The following is a 17,361-nucleotide window of genomic DNA, read 5'->3' as shown; positions in this document are numbered from 1 at the left end:
TTTAAACAAATTCCCCTCTGATGATGACCTTGTCGATCAGGTTGGACCCAAAGGAATAGGGCAGGTAAGACAGGGATGGAATAGGTTGGGTAATGATAAGATCGGCCCTTTTGCCGGGTGTAAGGCTGCCTGTGACGGCGCCCAGTTCCATAGCATATGCTCCATTGATCGTTGCTGCATTAATGGCCTCCTCGGGCAACATCCTCATCTGGATACAGCTCATCGCCACTACCAGGTTCATGTTGCCGCTGGGAGAAGAGCCGGGGTTCAGATCGGAGGCCAGGGCTATCGCACATCCGGCGTCTATCAACTGTCTTGCCGGCTGGAAAGGCATGCGCAGGAAGAAAGCTGCGGTAGGCAATAGTGTCCCGATGGTGGGTGAATCCTTTAATAGGGCGATAGTGTCCCCGTCCATCATTTCCAGGTGATCGACAGACACGGCGCCCAGTTTTACTCCGGCCTGCACGCCTCCCGACAGATGCAACTGGTTGGCATGGATCTTCGGTTTGAGGCCATGCTTCATACCGGCACGGCATATCTCCGTCGTTTCTTCCGGGCTGAAGAATCCCTGCTCACAGAATACGTCGATATAATCCGCCAGCTTCTCACGGGCGATCACTGGCAGCATGTCGCTGATAAGCAGATCGATATATCCCCGGTGGTTATCCTTATATTCCGGCGGATAGCTGTGGGCGCCAAGAAATGTGGCTTTGATGGAAAGACGGCTGCGTTCTTTCAGTTTTTTGATGACGCGCAGCATCTTCAGCTCTCCATCTACCGTCAATCCATATCCGCTCTTTATTTCGATGGCGCCGGTGCCCAGGCGGCTGAGCTCCTGCAGTCTTTTCCAGGCCTGGTCGAATAGGGCATCCTCCGAGGTTTCCCGCAGAACGCGGGCAGAGTTAAGGATACCTCCCCCTCTGGCGTTGATCTCTGCATAGCTGAGGCCACGGATCTTGTCCACGAATTCAGTTTCCCTGCTGCCCGCATATACGAGGTGGGTATGGCTGTCGCACCAGGCGGGGAGGATATGACGGCCGGCGGCATCCAAGACGGTGGCGGGGGACGATGGCAATTGCGTCATAGGCCCCAGTGCCGCGATGTGCTCATCCTCTATCATGAGCCATCCGTCCTCTATGCAGGGGAGTACGGCCAATGAAGGTCCCCGCAAGGGTCCTTGCACCTGGTGGACGCCTGCCAGCTTACAGTTTACGATGAGTTGGGTAGACATGCCTCAAGATAGATATTTCCGCCTCCTCTACAAAAAATCAGCCTTATCCAGCTTGCGGGAAATGCGGCATGCTGCATTGATCAATCCCACGTGACTATAGGTTTGCGGGAAATTACCCCATTGCGAGCCGTCGGTGGTGGCATCCTCGCTAAAGATCCCCAGGTGATTGCTGAACTGCAGCAGCTGGTTCAGATTAAGTATGGCGTCGTCGATCCTTCCCACACAGGCCAGCGCATCGACATACCAGAACGCGCATACCAGAAAGGTGCTTTCCGGGAAGCCAAAGTCGTCGTAGTGTTTATACCGGTAGAACAATCCTTTCTCCGTCAGCAGCTCCTTCTCCAGGGCGGCGATGTGTTGCTTTGCCTTATCAGAATTATGATCCAGATAGTCCATAGTGATCATGGTGAGGGTACTGGCGTCCAGGTTGACGGAGCCGATGGCCTGGGTGTACAGGCCGCGTCCCGGATCATAGGCTTTGTCAATCATTTTGTCCGCAGCGACGGCCAGCTGGCCTGCCTTGTGCATCAACTCCTTGTCACCGAAGAGTGCACCGATCTTATAGGCGGCTTTGGCGCCGGCCCAGTGGAACAGCAGCGTATAGGTATGCACCTGTACTTCGCTTCTGAACTCCCAGAGGCCTGAATCCGGCACGGAGAGGGTCCGTTCGATCTGGTTCAGCAGCCAGGGAACGATCTTACGGTAGCTGTTCTTCTTTTTAAAGATCAGGCGTTTGTCTGAATAAAGAGGCAGAAGGCTTACCAGTACCTGACCATATACGTCATGCTGTGATTGGATATAAGCTTTATTACCTATACGGACAGGTTTATTGCCAAGGTAGCCTTCCAGGTCCAGGCTTGTTTCGAATAGTTTTTTGTCTCCTGTGACGGAGTATAATGGCTGCAGGGAGTTGGTGGCATTGTGAATGATGTTGTAGATGAAGTCGAAATACTTTTCCAGCTCTTCGAAGTGACCTATCTGGTTGAAAGCGCGAAGGGTATAATGTGCGTCGCGGAACCAGCAGTAACGGTAGTCCCAGTTGCGGGTGCTGTCATGAAACTCCGGGAGGCTGGTGCTGCCGGAAGCGATGATGCCCCCGGTGTCCTCATACTGGTGCAGTTTCAGGACCAGGGCGCTTCGGATGATCTCTTCCTGGTAGATGTCAGGCAGGTATGAGCTTTTGATCCAGCTCTGCCAGTCTTCCACCGTCTTGCGGATAAATTCGTCCGCTGTTTCTTTCAGCGGGGCTTCCAGCGGCTCGCCATAGGTAAGCACCAGGTAACGATCCTGGTCCAGGATGAAAGATTGTTCCTTCTGGATATAGGTGAGGGCCACGTCGGTGGTGAGCCGCACCTGCTGGTCCAGGTTGAGGTAGCGTATATGATTGCTGGCAATGACAGTTTCCGGCACGAGTTTACCAAAGTCGCCTCTTGGCCGGCAGGAAACGAGGATGGCCGGCTCCCCTTCCAGCAATTCTATTTTCCTCACCAGCATCAGAGGACGGAATTGCCTATCGTGGATGCGCATACGTGGAGCGCAGTCTTTCACGATGAAGCTGCCGTCCCGGCATTTGAATTCGGTGCAGAGCACATTGGTATTGGGTACATAATACTGCGTGGAGCTATAGGTGTCGTCTACGGGGCGGATGAAGAAATGTCCCCCCTTTTCTTCGTCGAGCAAGCTGCCGAAAAGGAAGCTGCTGTCAAAACGGGGTAGGCACATCCATTTCACGTTGGCGCTGGTGTCGATATAGGCCAGGTAAGAGCAATTCCCGATGATGCCCATGTTGTATTTGTGGACCGGCATAGATTTATTTTAGGTGTTCAACCAATGGCTCGCTTAGAGGAGTGGCCAGCATGTTCAACAAAGGAAGAACCTGTGTTTGCGAAAGGATGGTATATTGAGCCGCCGAAGCGCCATTATTGACCTTTATCGTATAAGCTTCTCCTTCCAATGCCTTGAACATATCTTCATCTGTCGTATCATCTCCGATGCAAAGGACAAAATCCGGGTCCGATTCATTCACGATCTTCAGGGCCGTAGCACCTTTATCAAAGCCTGCTATGCGTACTTCCACCACTTTATTGCCGTCGATCACCTGGAGGGTGGTGTTCTGGATAAGCTGGGACAATGTGTTAAGCAATTCCCGCGATCTGCTGAAGCCCAGGCCTGTCTGGGTATTGCGGTAATGCCAGGCGATGGTATTGGTCTTTTCTTCAATGAAAGAGCCCGCGCAACGGATGACGAACAGCTGCATGACGCGGCGGATCTCCTCCTTCCACATATCGGAAACAGACACCATTTGCTGCCAGCCGCTGTTGCGCATTTTGAAGCTGGCGCCATGTTCGGCCACCAGGGTCACGGGCAATGCGCCCAGCCAGCGGTCCAATGAGGAAACGTCCCGGCCGCTGATGACAATGACATGGTTCCTGGGATCGCCGGTGAGCCTGGCGAGCATTTCTTTCACCGCATTATCGGGAGATGCCTCTGAAGGCAAACGGGTGAAAGGCACTAATGTGCCGTCATAGTCCAGCAGGAGGCACCGGTTCTTGGAATTACCGTAATGCTTGCGTATGGCAGCAAGAGCCTTGTCATCCAGGATCTTTACTTTTTGTTTTTGTTGTTCCTGTTTGACCTGTGTAAGTTGATCCATGAAATCATTCACCCATTTGATCACATCGTACTCCTGTAATCGCCGCTGCATGAGGGCAAGCCGGTTCCGTTGTTCATACAACGGCATGGCCAGCGCGCGGGTAATAGAAGAGGCAACGTCAGCAGTATCGGTCGGATTCACCAGGATGGCTTCGCTTAGCTCACTGACAGCACCGGCCAGCTCGCTGAGGATCAATACACCCCTGCCCGAGGTACAACTGGCGACATATTCTTTCGCCACCAGGTTCATCCCATCCCGCAGCGGCGTGATAAGGGCCACATCAGCCGCCTGGTATAAAGCGATCAGCTCTTTAAACGAAAGATGGTTATATCTATAGATCACCGGTTGCCAGCTGATGGTCGAGAACCTTCCATTGATCATGCCTATTTTTTCTTCGATCATCTTTTTCCGCTCGAGATAGGCGGGAATATTGCTGCGGGAAGGAACGATGTTGAGTATGAAGACCATTTTTTCCCGCCACTCCGGGTATCTTTCCAGGAAGTATTCAAATCCGCTGAGCCTGCTGGGAAGGCCTTTTGTATAGTCCAGCCGGTCCACGCTGAAGATGATCTTTTTATCTTCCAGATTATGGCGGATCTTATTGCACATGTCCATCACTTCGGGATCGTTGGCCGCCTGGCTGAACTTATTATAATCGATGCCAATGGGAAAGAGGTCGATGCGGACCAGCCTATCCTGGTATTGCAGGTTATGAAAATAGTTATCCACTCCCAGCAGCATCTTTACGGACTGCAGGAAATGCTGTACATAGTCATAAGTGTGAAAGCCGATGAGATCCGCCCCCATGACACCCTGCAAAAGGATCTTCTTCCATTCCGTGGGCAGCAGACGGAAGATCTCGTAGGACGGAAATGGGATATGCAGGAAAAAGCCGATAGTGGCGTCCTGTCGTTTCTGGCGCAACAGGTGCGGCAGCAGCATCAGCTGGTAGTCATGCACCCATACCTGATCGTCCGGCCTGAGCAGGGGCGCCAGCTTTTCGGCAAAGAGCTGGTTCATCTGCACATATGCGTCGAAGAACTTGCTGTCATAAATGGCCAGGGAAGAGAAATAATGGAAAAGGGGCCAGAGAACGGAATTTGAAAACCCGTTATAGTAGTTGTCATACAGGGTGTTATCTACATACAAGGGTATGACGCTGAAATCCTGGTCCGCCACGTGAGATGCCACAGCCTGGTCCCAGTCTTCCTGGGGAAAATCCGCCACACCCATCCACAGTTTTTCCGTCAGCTGATCCTTATTCGAATTGCTCTCGAAATAGCTTTTGATGGCTGACACCAGTCCACCGGAACTTTGGCGGAGGGTGAGCTTATCCCCTTCCCTATCCAGGGAAAAGGGCAGGCGATTGGATATAATGATAAGACGGCCCATAGTTATGCACCCTCTATTCCAAAAATAAGGCCGAAAATGGGAAAAGTCCCCATAGGGGGACTTCTTGAACAAATTGAAGCTTAGATTGTTACCAGCGAGTCTGGGTGCCTTGGTTCACGCCCTTCGTGACGCTGTTGGATGAAGGCTGATAATGCGTTGCCAGCAACGCGATCTCTGCGGGTGTAAGCACACGGTTGTACAGCCGGACATTGTCCATCTTACCATCGATTGATTGTGCGGTGCCATAATCCCACCAACCGCCAATAACCAGGTCTGCATTCGGGCAGATGGGGACTGTCTGACTGCCCCCTGTTTTTGTTGAGATCAGCTGACCATTGGAATACATCTTCAGGGTTCCTTTATGGAATACCACCACCAGATTGTACCAGGCCTCGGGCTGTAAGGTCAGGTTGGAAGTATCTACAATCGTATTGGCTTCACTGGCGATGTCATCGCAGGTCGCCAGGCTGTTGGACACGGTGAAATTCACATGAGGAATACCCGGTATCCCGTAGCCAAGACCAAAGGTAACGCCTGTACCAGTAGCCCTTTTCACCATCGATACAAAAGACTGGCCATTCGTTGTCCTTGACAGTACGCTGGCGGAGAATGTAAAAGCAGTATCGAATTTAATAGAACCATTATTGGTCACCACCACTCGCTCTCCATTGCCTGTGCCACCAAAGGCGCTGTTGGCATAGCCGTGGGCATCATAGGTCAGGGAAGCGCCGCCAAGAGCTGATGTCGGGTTATTGTTGCCGCTTGAATCGGCAAAGTTGCCTGTAAAGGGCAGGTAGAGTAATAGGCCTTTCTTCAGGTCCGCAGTGTCGGAATTGACAGGCGGCGGTTCATGAGATTCTTTTTTACAGGCAAATACCACACAAAAAGCTGATAGTAAAGATATTGCAGCTATTTTCTTAAAAGGTAGCGGGTTCATAATTAATAAATTTAGGGTTTTGCGCAAAAGTAAACTATATCGCTGCGAGCTGCAATCAAGAGTTCACCAGCGTGTCGGAATCTCCAACAGGTGTGTCAATCAGGGGTGTTTTTGTGTCGGAGGGGGGTTAATTCTGCTGAAAATCCTTTGCCAGGTCCGTTATCTCCTCCTTGGTCAGTACCCTATTGTAGAACCTGACCTCGTCAATCTTTCCATTGATGGACTGAGGGTCATTCTGCCACCAGCCGCCCACGATGAACTGGGCATTGGGACAGTTCAGAGCCTTCCTGCCCGCACCCGTTTTGGAAGAAATGAACTTTCCGTTAATATAAGTAGTAATAGTCCCATTGTGGTACTCACAAATGACATTATACCAACTGCCTGGAGCGACGCGAAACCCGGTGGAATCGGCAATATTATATGGATTCTGCTCTACGGTCTTCGAACAATCATTGGAGATATCACCTGCGCCGAATTCAAACTGCTCGTCGCCGGGTACATTCAGGCCACAGTCGAAAGCGAGGCCATGGGCGTTCGAATGCTCCACGAGCCCCACGAAGATCTGGTTCCGAAGGTCCCAAACCATGAAGTTAAAAGAAGCAGTAAAAGCAGTGTCAAACTTGATTGACCCATTGTTTGTAATCAATACTTTCTCTCCATTGCCGGTGGCTCCGAAAGCGCTATTAGCGTATCCATGCTCATCATAGGTAAGTGTCGCACCTCCGATGGTGGTGGCAGGATTGTTATTGCCGCTGGAATCGGCAAAGCTACCATTAAAGGGAAGGTAAAGCAGCAATCCTTTTTTCAGATTGACATTGGAGGGAGGTGGATTATGATCCTTTTTACAGGAGAAAACAGTTCCGAGGGAAATAAGCAGGGCAAGGCCAAAGAATACGGACGTAGCATTTTTCATGACGGTCTGGTTTAGGTATTCAATTACGAAGCGCAAATATATATACTTTTGCTGCCAAATCAAACATGGCATTGGAAAGAAAAATTAGAATAGGCGCAGTTAGTTATTTGAATACCAAACCGTTGCTTTACGGCATCCAACAATCTCCCATCATGGAGGAAATTGAGCTGATCATAGATTATCCATCCCGGATCGCCGATATGCTATTAAGGGACGAGATCGATATGGGGCTGGTGCCCGTGGCTGTTATTCCCCGTATGAAGGAGTATTACATCAATGGAGACTATTGCATCGGCAGTGACGGCCCCGTTGCTTCCGTATGTCTTTTCAGCGAGTCGCCGGTGGAAAAGCTGGAGAAAGTGCTGCTGGACTATCAGAGCCGTACTTCAGTACAGCTGGCGCGGATCCTGCTGAAAGAATACTGGCGCGTGACCCCCCAGCTGGAGGACGGGGGGCGCGACTTCCGCAATCATATCAATGGCGCCACAGGCGGTGTTGTCATCGGCGACCGTGCATTGGAGCAAAGAAAGGTTTCTCCTTATATATACGATCTGGGCGAGGCCTGGAAAAAGTTGACGGGATTGCCCTTTGTTTTCGCCGCCTGGATCAGTAACAAGCCCCTTGACAAGGCTTTCATAAAGAAATTCGACGAGGCCAATTGCCAGGGATTGCAGCAGCTCGATAAAGTAGTGGAACAAAATCCGTATCACATCTTCGATTTGCGCGATTATTTTACACGTTATCTGGACTACCGGCTGGACGACCGCAAACGGGCGGGATTGGAAAAGTTTTTGTATTATATTGCACGCTAAAGCATTATATCTATGAAGAAATGGCTGGGCCAGCAAATACATAAGCTTGGGTACGATATTGTGAAAAGGAACAAGCCCAGGAGCCTTCCGCCCGATTTTGAACCGTTGCACCAGGATGTTTACGGAAAAGTCAGGAACAACACGATGACCAGCGCGGAGCGGATCTATTCGCTCATCGAGGCTGTAAAATACGTTGTGGCAAACGATATCCCGGGTGCCATCGTGGAATGCGGCGTCTGGAAAGGCGGTAGTATGATGGCAGTGGCTGAGACTTTGCAGCATCTAAAAGTTACTTCGAGAGAACTATATCTCTACGACACCTACGAAGGTATGTCAGCGCCGGAAGAAATGGATAAGACTTATTTCGGTGAATCCGCCAGCGATCTTCTTAGAAACAATATCGACAAGGAAAAAAATACGGTCTGGGCGTATTCCACCCTTGAGACTGTCCGGGCAGGCATGGATACCACCCGCTATCCCAGGGAAAAGATCCATTATGTCAAGGGGAAGGTGGAAGATACGATCCCATCGACCTTGCCTACCGGCATTGCACTATTGCGGTTGGATACGGACTGGTATGAGTCCACCAGGCATGAGCTGCATCATCTCTATCCACTGCTGGCAAAAGGGGGTGTGTTGATATTGGATGATTATGGTTTCTGGGCAGGCGCTAAAAAAGCGGTGGACGAATATTTCGCAGCCAACAAACAGCCGCTGTTGCTAAACCGTATCGACGAGACGGGCCGGATTGCCGTCAAACAAATAGGATGAAATACCCGAATCTGGCATATGAATTCGATCCGGGGATAACCTTTCCCTCTTTTCTCACCCGTAACAGACTACTGAAAAGCATCGCACAATATGCTCCCCTGCTTAAAGGACGCCTGATGGATTTCGGTTGCGGAAGTAAGCCCTACCGGTCGCTGTTCAACGTGGACGAATATACCGGCATCGACTTTGAAAACCCCGGCCATCCGCACCTGAACGAACAGATAGACGTTTTTTATGACGGCAGGCGCATTCCCTTCGGCGATGACAGTTTTGACGCCGTCTTCAGCAGCGAAGTATTCGAGCATGTTTTCAACCTCGAAGAAGCGCTGAAAGAACTGAACAGGGTGATGAAGACAGGTGGATTAATCCTTGCCACCTGTCCTTTTGCGATCTGTGAACACGAGATTCCTAACGATTTTGCCCGCTATTCTTCCTACGGGCTGCGAAGCCTTTTCGAGCGGAACGGTTTTGAGGTAGTGCACCAGGACAAGACAGGCAATAATGTGGAGGTGGTCGTCCAATTGTGGATCATGTACCTTCACCAGCATATCAATCCCAAATTCCGGAAAATACCTGTTGTCCGGAGCGCATTCCGGTTCTTCTCCTATACCAGCCTCAATATCATAGCGCTACTGTTCAGCAGGCTGCTGCCCGACCGGAAAGACCTTTATCTCAACAATGTCATCCTTTGTAAAAAAGTGAGGAATAAGATATGAAGATAGCCGTTATTTCCATGATCCGGGAGCCCTGGGGAGGCAGCGAGGAGCTCTGGTTCGCCATGGCCAAACAGGCTATGGCGGAAGGACATACGGTGATGCATCTTTCATTCGACTTTGACACACTCCATCCGCGTCTGAAGGAGCTTCGGCAGCTGGGAGCGCAGCTATTCCGGCGCCCGGGGTATTATCGTCCGGGACTCAGTCCCAAGGCACGGGCTATCAGAATGCTGATCAATTTCATCAAAAAAAGGATCCGCGACCCATTTGTCCCTTTGTTCCGGCAGCGTCCGGACATCGTACTATACAACGGCACCTGTTATTCCATCGGCGTTGAAAAACAGCTGATGAAAGCTTTGCTGGCCGGAGGCCCAAGGTTTTTTATCATCGGGCATCTCAATGGAGAGCAGGATCGTGGATTTGGCCCTTCGGAGCGGGATACGATCCTGGCGGCATATGGCCGGGCGGAGAAGGTATTCTTTATCTCGCGACGCAGTGAGGAGACGGCCAGGCGCCAACTTTGCCGGGATATCCCGAATGCGGCACAGGTGCGAAACCCCGTCAACATGCCCGATATCTCTGCCTTACCCTTTCCTTCGCAAGATGCGGTACACTGGGCACTCGTAGGTAATTTATTGACCGCCCACAAAGGACAAGATATGCTACTGTCCGTATTAAAGGAAAGCAAATGGCAGGAAAGGAATTGGATACTGAATATCTATGGCGACGGCCCCGATAAACAATACCTGCAGGAGCTGGCGGAATTTTACGGACTGAAAGGCAGGGTCTTCTTCCACGGCAGAGTAGGCGATATCCGGCAGGTCTGGCGGGACAACCAGGTATTGCTGATGCCCTCACATATGGAAGGCATGCCGTTGGCCATTGTAGAGGCCATGCTTTGTGGCCGTCCTTGTGTAGCCACCGATGTGGGTGGCGCGGCCGAATGGATCGAAGATGGTATTTCGGGCTTCCTGGCGGACGCGGCGGCTATCCCCACGCTGGATAAAGCCCTGGAAAGGGCCTGGTCGGCCAGGGAAGAATGGCCTTCCATAGGACTGCGGGCCCACCAACGGGCACTTGAATTGTATGATCCCGCTCCGGGGAAAACTTTGCTGGATAAACTGATGAATACATACACTGCGCATGCGTAAATTATTATTTATATTCGGAACAAGGCCCGAGGCGATAAAAATGGCTCCCATCATCCATGCCTGCCTGCAATACCCGCAGGAGCTGGATGTAAAGGTCTGTCTCACGGGGCAGCATCGGGAAATGCTGGACCAGGTGTTGCATTTCTTCGGTATCAAAGGCGACTATGACCTTTCCCTGATGCAGCCCGGCCAGACCCTCTTTGATATAACGTCGAAAGGGCTGAGCCTGCTTCAGCCTGTCATGGCTGAAAGCCGTCCCGACCTGGTGCTTGTCCAGGGGGATACGACCAGCGCTTTTGTGGGTGCGCTGGCGGCTTTCTACAGCAAGGTTGCCATTGCGCATGTCGAAGCAGGCCTTAGAAGCAATGATAAATACTCGCCATTCCCCGAGGAGATCAATCGCAAGCTGATCGGTCCCCTGGCCGATATACATTTCACGCCTACCTCCCGTGCAACAGATAACCTTGTGAAAGAAGCTACCAGAGGAAAGATCTTCGAAGTGGGCAATACTGTAATTGACGCCCTGCTGTACGGCGTCGATAAGGTCAGGAAAGCAGGCGGACAGGCGGACAGCTTCCCTTTCCTGGACCCGGCAAAAAAATTGATCCTGGTAACGGGTCACAGGAGGGAAAGCTTTGGCAAGCCATTCGAGAACATCTGCGATGCATTGGTGGACCTGGTCCGTGCCTACCCGGACGTGCAGATCGTTTACCCTGTACACCTGAACCCCCATATCCAGGAAGTGGTGAACGCCCGGATGAAAGGAGTACCGTCGATCCACCTGATACCTCCTGTCGAATACCCACAGTTAGTGTGGCTGCTGGACAAGTGTTATTTTGTTATCACCGACAGCGGCGGTATCCAGGAAGAGGCGCCTGCGTTAGGCAAGCCAGTACTGGTGATCCGCGACGTAACGGAGCGGACGGAAGGGATAGATGCGGGCACTGCCATACTGGTAGGGACTTCCAGGGAAAAGATACTTACCCATGCCCGGCAACTGCTGGATGAGCCTGCGGTATACGAACGGATGGCGAAGGCTGTCAACCCATATGGCGACGGGACCACGGCCAAAAAGATCACGGATATATTACTAAACGAAGCGTTATGAGTGCCCCCCTGGTTTCCATTGTCCTGCCTACCTATAATGGGTCCCGGTATATCCGGCAATCTGTCGGGAGCTGTCTGGCACAGCATTTTACGGACTTCGAACTGATCATCGTCAACGATTGCTCCACCGATGATACGGCATCGATCATTGAAGAGCTGGGGAGACAGGACGCCCGTATCAAGATCATCCATAATGAGTTCAACAAGAAGTTGCCCCTTTCGCTGAATACCGGTTTCGCACAGGCAAGAGGTAAATACCATACATGGACATCCGATGATAATTATTATGCGCCCGATGCCCTGGAAAAGATGGTTGCCATTCTTGAGGCAGATCCTCACCGGGACCTTGTATACACGGACTATTCCCTTGTCGACGAAGAGTGCCATGTATTCGGCACCCGGACGTTCCACAACATCTATGACAGCTTTACGGACTGGTTGGGATGCGGCGCATGTTTCCTGTATAAAGAGGAGGTATTCCGGGCAAACAAAGGGTATAACCCGGGCGCTTTCCTGATCGAAGATTATGATTTCTTTATGCGGGCCTTCCTGCAATTCAACTTTTACTACCTTCCGGGATACGACCTTTATTTCTACCGGGAACATCCCTCCTCTCTCACCTCGACACAGGGAGACGTGGTAAATGACCTTGCGAAGATCATGATCGAAAGACAAATGACGGGCCTGGAGAAGAAGCTCCCGCCGCCACAGCTGGCGCTGCTATACCGGAAGTTTGCGGTCTTCAATGCCGTGCAGAAGAATAATGCGCGCAAGTACAGACTGTATCTCGGCAAATTATGGGACCTCTCCCGGAGACAGGCATTCGTCACGGTTCTATATGTGCCGCTGATGAAGCTGAAGCACCTGGCGGCACTGAGCCTCACAGGATGGGGGGCCTTTCTCCGGCTTTGCTTTACCAAAAAGAAAAAACATTGACGGACCTTTCCATCATCATCGTAAATTATAAGACACCTGACCTGGTGATCGATTGCCTGCGGACAGTGTATGCACAGGCGGGCGATCTGTCTTTCGAAGTCATTGTAGTGGATAATGCTTCGGGAGATGACAGCCGGCAGCGTGTCATGCAGATCTTCCCGGAGATAAGGTGGCTGGCCATGGACTACAATGCGGGTTTTGCCCGGTCGAACAATGAGGGGATCCGGATCTCGCAAAGCAATACCGTGCTTTTGCTAAATTCCGACACGCTGATAGAGGACCGTGCAATTGAGAGGTCCTATGCCAATTTCAGGGATTCATCTTACATCGCCTGTGGCGTTCAACTGCTGAACCTGGACCGGACGCCCCAGATCTCCGGAAATTACTTCATGAAAGGGGGCCTGAACTACCTGCTGCCCCTGCCCTATCTGGGCAGCCTGGTGAAAAAGGCGGGAGAGCTGTTCAAGGTCGCAAAGCCCAATGTGCCGGAGGCAGGCGACCTGGTGGAAGTGGATTGGATCAATGGCGCTTTCCTGATGGTGAAGAAGGCTGCTATCAAGCTGGCTGGTCTGATGGACGAGGATTTTTTTCTTTATGCCGAAGAGGCGGAATGGTGCAGCCGGCTGCGACGCCAGGGGAAAATGTGCATCTACGGGCAGCTGCATGTCGTACACCTGCAAGGCGCTTCGGCTAACGAGACCTTCGGATCGGAAGGTAAAGGCTACTATAATCTTTACGACCGCAAGGGCCTACAGATCATGCTCTCGACATTTGTCCGCATACGCAAGCAGTTTGGCGTTGGTTGGTTCCTGTTCCATGTGGTATGTTATCTCCTGGAAGTACCCGTGTTCCTTGCAGGAGTATGGGTATCCCGGGTATTCTATGGGCGCCGTGCCCGTTATACTTTTTTTCAGTTCCGGCAATATTGTAAAAATTTTAAGATTGTCCTTGGCAAGAGCCTGACCATCATCCGAAATAAGCCTTATTTTTATAAGGTGTTATGAAGCCAAGCCTATTCCTGCTGATCATTGCCCTTATCACGCTGTCTTATTCCGCACTTTCGCAGGAATACAGCTATACGCATTACGATATCAGCGATGGCCTGGCCGGCTCAACGGCCTATTGTATCGTACAGGATAAGGAAGGGTTTATGTGGATCGGCACGGAGACGGGGCTGAGCAGGTTTGACGGGACCCATTTCGTCAGCTTTACCACGGCTGACGGCCTTCCGGATATGGAAGTGCTGCAGATGTTCTGTGATTCCAGAGGACGGGTCTGGATGGGCGCTTTTCATTCCTCCATCTGCTACTACTATAAGGGAAAGATCCACAATCAGCACAATGATACCCTGCTGCAAAAGATCCATTGCGCCAATAATATCGAAGGTTTTGCCGAAGACAGGGATGGGAATATCCTCCTGCAGGAGCAGAAGGCGCTGCACATCATAACGCCTGAGGGAAGCGTCACTGACTACAAGGCCATCGATGGCAAGACTGTTGACCGATTCTATGCCGTTGGTGGTGGCGACGGCAATTCTTTTGTGGTGATGGCTGACGAAGACTTCTACAGGCTGTCGAACGGTCGTTTCTCCCTGCTGTTCCACGCGCCGCACTCGCCCCTGAATACGCTTGGAGTTGCCGTCAACAGCTGGCTTGCCATATGGCATGAAGCAATAAGGGAGTCCTCCATTCGCAGTCTGAAAACAGGCAAGTTCTTTCACCGGCCATTCGAAGCGTCGCATTTTACCCACGAATCTTTTGGCGTCCAGGGAGATAGCCTAATATATGAAAATACAGCCACGGGCGTAATTGAGCTGAATGTAAACACTGGCAGGGAAAGGACCTACCTGCCAGGAGTACAAGTGAGCAGGACCTACTCGGACGACGAAGGTAATCTCTGGTTCAGTACGGTAGGGCAAGGGATCTACCGCCTGAATTCCAATGAGATCAGAAATATGATCCTTCCCGATTTACGCGCGAGGCCATGTGCGGCTATATATATTAACAAGGTGGGCAGCGAACTGCTGATCGGCGCCAATCACGAAATGATCTTCAGATATCCTTTGCCGGAGGGGCCGCTGCAGGGACATCAGGTCGCTCTTTTTACTTATGGTTTCACGACGTTTGTAGATAGAACCCTTGACGGAGGCCTGGTCTATGGCTGCCATGACCATATGGGACTGGCTACTTCCCGGTACAAAGAATACAAGATGGAAGTGGCTATGCCGGTGAAAGTGGCTGTGAGAAAGAATACCTCGGAATTGATCATAGGCAATGGCAAGGGGCTGTTCCTGCTGGATATAATGTCACTCAAGATTAAAGATACGCTTTGGAGAGAAAGGTGTACTGCCCTGTTCCTGGATCAGGATACGTTGTATTTCGGTACTCTCAACGGGCTTTATAAATTATGCTGCGGCAGGCCACCCCGATTCCTGGGAGATAGCATCCCCTTTCTCCACAGGAGGATCTCGTCCATTGCAGTATCGAAGGGGCATACGATCTGGGTAGCGACCTATGATGCAGGAGTCATCGGCCTGGTTGACGGGAAGCCCCAGGCCTATCTAACCGTCAAACAAGGACTAAGCAGCGATATCTGCCGGGCGCTCGCCACACATGACAACGAACTGTGGGTCGGTACGGACAAAGGCCTGAACAAGGTGGACATCAGCAGACATGAGTATTCCATTACTCATTATACCGCCAAGGACGGCCTGGCTTCCAACATGATCAATACGGTCTACGTTGCCGGACAAACTGTGTTTGCGGGAACGCCGGAGGGGATGAGCTATTTCAACGCCACTAACTCTTTCCTGAATGCCGGCTGCCGTCTGGTGTTGCTGGGCATCACCAATGCCGGCAGGGACAGGTTGCCTGATACTCCTTTCCTGCAGCTGCGTCATACGGAGAACAATATACGCTTTGATTTTGCCGGCATCTCTTATAAGTCCACAGGCAATATCACTTATCGCTACCGTTTGATCGGACTGGACAGCAACTGGAAAAGCACGAAGGAGACTTTCCTGGAATACCCCACCCTGCCTTTCGGCGATTATGAGCTGCAGCTAGCGGCTGTTAATAAGTTCGGGGTAGAGAGCGGAGTACGTTCCATCCGCTTCAACGTCGATACTCCTTTCTGGCGGACCACCTGGTTCTACATGGTCATCCTCCTCTCCTTCCTTTCCCTTACCTGGCTGTTCGTCAGTCTGCGCATCAGGAGCATCCGCCGGCAGCAGGAGGAAAAAGAAATGTTGAACACACGGCTGATGGAAATGGAGCACGTGGCGCTGCAGGCGCAGATGAACCCGCACTTTATCTTCAATTGCCTGAATTCCATCCAGCAATATGTATTCGACCAGGACGTATTCGCCGCCAATAAGTATATCACGGGTTTTGCCAAGCTGATACGCGCCACCTTGAACAATTCCACGAAAGCGTATATCACGCTGGCAGATGAGATAGATTATCTGTCTACCTATCTTTCGCTGGAAAAGCTTCGGTTCAAGGAAAAAATGAACTATTCCATCGAAGTGGCCCCTTCGCTGAAGCACGCCCAATCGCTGTATATTCCTCCCATGATCCTTCAACCTTATGTAGAGAATTGCATGCGGCATGGACTGCGTCATCGCAGATCCGCCGGAGGATATATACGCATTAACATCAGTCAGGAGGAAAGGCTGCTTGTATTCGCTATCGAGGACAACGGCATCGGTCGCGAAAAAGCCGCCAGCTACAAGACGCGGGAGCACATCGAATACCAGTCGAGGGGCATGTCTCTTACGGCGGACCGTATCCGGCTGATCAATGCCGCCAACGAAGAGGAGATCACAGTGGAGATCATCGACCTGAAAGAGGCCAACGGAGAGGCATCGGGCACCAGGGTGATCGTAAAATTTCCGAAGTTCGATCCAGCCTATCAAAAACATACCATATGATCAGAACAGTATTGATCGATGATGAAATCGACAGCATCAGGGTGCTGGAAAGGCTCCTGGAGCGATATTGCCCTGAAGTAACGATTGTCGGTAAAGCCGACGGCGTGGAAATGGGCGTACACACTATCCAGAGCGCAAAACCAGACCTGGTTTTCCTGGATATCGAGATGGCGCAGGGCAACGCTTTCGATCTGTTGAACCAGCTGCAGCCTATCGATTTTCAGGTCATCTTTGTCACGGCATTTGACAATTATGCCATCCGGGCCTTCAAGTACAGTGCGGTGGACTACCTGCTGAAACCGGTGGACATCGATGATCTCCAGGCGGCCCTGCAAAGGGCCATGCGGGAAGTGCAGGGAAAGAACTTTATCGACCAGATGGAAACCCTCCTGTACAATGTGGAGACCTTCCAGCTCACCCAGCAGAAAATGGCCGTTCCTACCCTGACGGGGCTGGTGTTCATTCCTATCAAGGACATTATGCGCTTTGAAGCCAAGGGCAGCTATACCACGATCTACCTGACGAACGGTGAACAGATAATCGCGACCCGTAATATCAAGGAATATGAGGACCTGCTGCCTGCCGCCATCTTTTGCCGGGTGCATAATTCGCACATCATCAACCTCCATAAGATCCAGAAGTACCATAAGGGAAGAGGGGGATATGTGGTGATGGAAGACGGTAATACGATCGAGGTCGCCAGCCGGCGCCGCGAGGAGTTCCTTCGAAGGCTGCTTAAATAGTTTAAGCACCGTTTCGTCCATCCTGTTCCGCAACCTGCATAAGTAGAAAAGGAATCCGTCAAAAGCCG

Annotated in this window: 14 protein-coding genes; 9 read left to right on the top strand and 5 right to left on the bottom strand. The window is 51.4% G+C overall.

The genetic code is table 11. The features are described 5' to 3' along the window. Position 1: 1 nt before the first annotated feature. The 5 genes from hutI to Q4E93_RS12590 all read right to left on the bottom strand — a co-directional run bounded on the left by hutI (position 2) and on the right by Q4E93_RS12590 (position 7,126). Entirely contained in the window at positions 2-1,231 is a 1,230-nt protein-coding gene (hutI, locus tag Q4E93_RS12610) for an imidazolonepropionase (protein WP_303585677.1), read from the bottom strand. A 27-nt stretch (positions 1,232-1,258) separates the two neighbouring features. Next, positions 1,259-3,037, bottom strand: a complete 1,779-nt coding sequence (locus Q4E93_RS12605; RefSeq protein ID WP_303585674.1) for a glycoside hydrolase family 15 protein — start codon at positions 3,035-3,037, stop codon at positions 1,259-1,261. A 4-nt stretch (positions 3,038-3,041) separates the two neighbouring features. Continuing rightward, positions 3,042-5,276, bottom strand: a complete 2,235-nt coding sequence (locus tag Q4E93_RS12600; protein WP_303585672.1) for a bifunctional alpha,alpha-trehalose-phosphate synthase (UDP-forming)/trehalose-phosphatase — start codon at positions 5,274-5,276, stop codon at positions 3,042-3,044. 88 nt (positions 5,277-5,364) lie between these two features. Further along, positions 5,365-6,213, bottom strand: coding sequence for a LamG domain-containing protein (locus tag Q4E93_RS12595; protein WP_303585671.1), 849 nt, complete (start codon positions 6,211-6,213; stop codon positions 5,365-5,367). Positions 6,214-6,340: 127 nt separating this feature from the next. Further along, positions 6,341-7,126, bottom strand: a complete 786-nt coding sequence (locus Q4E93_RS12590; RefSeq protein WP_303585670.1) for a LamG domain-containing protein — start codon at positions 7,124-7,126, stop codon at positions 6,341-6,343. Positions 7,127-7,191: 65 nt separating this feature from the next. Here Q4E93_RS12590 and Q4E93_RS12585 point away from each other — a divergent pair, with 65 nt between their 5' ends. The 9 genes from Q4E93_RS12585 to Q4E93_RS12545 are packed head-to-tail and all read left to right on the top strand — an operon-like array spanning position 7,192 to position 17,293. Further along, positions 7,192-7,938, top strand: a complete 747-nt coding sequence (locus Q4E93_RS12585; protein ID WP_303585669.1) for a menaquinone biosynthetic enzyme MqnA/MqnD family protein — start codon at positions 7,192-7,194, stop codon at positions 7,936-7,938. 12 nt (positions 7,939-7,950) lie between these two features. Then, positions 7,951-8,709, top strand: coding sequence for a TylF/MycF/NovP-related O-methyltransferase (locus tag Q4E93_RS12580; protein ID WP_303585668.1), 759 nt, complete (start codon positions 7,951-7,953; stop codon positions 8,707-8,709). After that, a complete protein-coding gene (locus Q4E93_RS12575) occupies positions 8,706-9,425 on the top strand; it encodes a class I SAM-dependent methyltransferase (protein ID WP_303585667.1) in 720 nt (239 codons plus the stop codon). Before Q4E93_RS12580 ends, Q4E93_RS12575 begins: the two co-directional genes overlap by 4 nt. Then, complete coding sequence (locus tag Q4E93_RS12570) at positions 9,422-10,576, top strand: glycosyltransferase (RefSeq protein WP_303585665.1); 1,155 nt, start codon at positions 9,422-9,424, stop codon at positions 10,574-10,576. The genes Q4E93_RS12575 and Q4E93_RS12570 overlap by 4 nt, the downstream gene beginning before the upstream one ends. Beyond that, positions 10,569-11,684 carry a non-hydrolyzing UDP-N-acetylglucosamine 2-epimerase gene (gene wecB, locus Q4E93_RS12565; RefSeq protein WP_303585663.1) on the top strand — a complete coding sequence of 372 codons (1,116 nt, stop codon included), beginning with the start codon at positions 10,569-10,571 and terminating at the stop codon, positions 11,682-11,684. Before Q4E93_RS12570 ends, wecB begins: the two co-directional genes overlap by 8 nt. Beyond that, positions 11,681-12,619: a glycosyltransferase family 2 protein gene (locus tag Q4E93_RS12560; RefSeq protein WP_303585661.1), complete on the top strand. Its 939-nt coding sequence runs from the start codon at positions 11,681-11,683 to the stop codon at positions 12,617-12,619. The genes wecB and Q4E93_RS12560 overlap by 4 nt, the downstream gene beginning before the upstream one ends. Continuing rightward, a complete protein-coding gene (locus Q4E93_RS12555) occupies positions 12,616-13,623 on the top strand; it encodes a glycosyltransferase family 2 protein (RefSeq protein WP_303585659.1) in 1,008 nt (335 codons plus the stop codon). Before Q4E93_RS12560 ends, Q4E93_RS12555 begins: the two co-directional genes overlap by 4 nt. Then, entirely contained in the window at positions 13,620-16,550 is a 2,931-nt protein-coding gene (locus tag Q4E93_RS12550; RefSeq protein WP_303585657.1) for a sensor histidine kinase, read from the top strand. The genes Q4E93_RS12555 and Q4E93_RS12550 overlap by 4 nt, the downstream gene beginning before the upstream one ends. Continuing rightward, complete coding sequence (locus Q4E93_RS12545) at positions 16,547-17,293, top strand: LytR/AlgR family response regulator transcription factor (protein ID WP_303585655.1); 747 nt, start codon at positions 16,547-16,549, stop codon at positions 17,291-17,293. The genes Q4E93_RS12550 and Q4E93_RS12545 overlap by 4 nt, the downstream gene beginning before the upstream one ends. Positions 17,294-17,361: the final 68 nt, after the last annotated feature.

It is taken from the genome of Flavitalea plasmicola (assembly GCF_030546645.1).
Lineage (GTDB): Bacteria > Bacteroidota > Bacteroidia > Chitinophagales > Chitinophagaceae > Puia.
The sequence above is the reverse complement of the archived record's forward strand: the minus strand, read 5'-3'. Positions and strand labels throughout refer to the sequence as shown.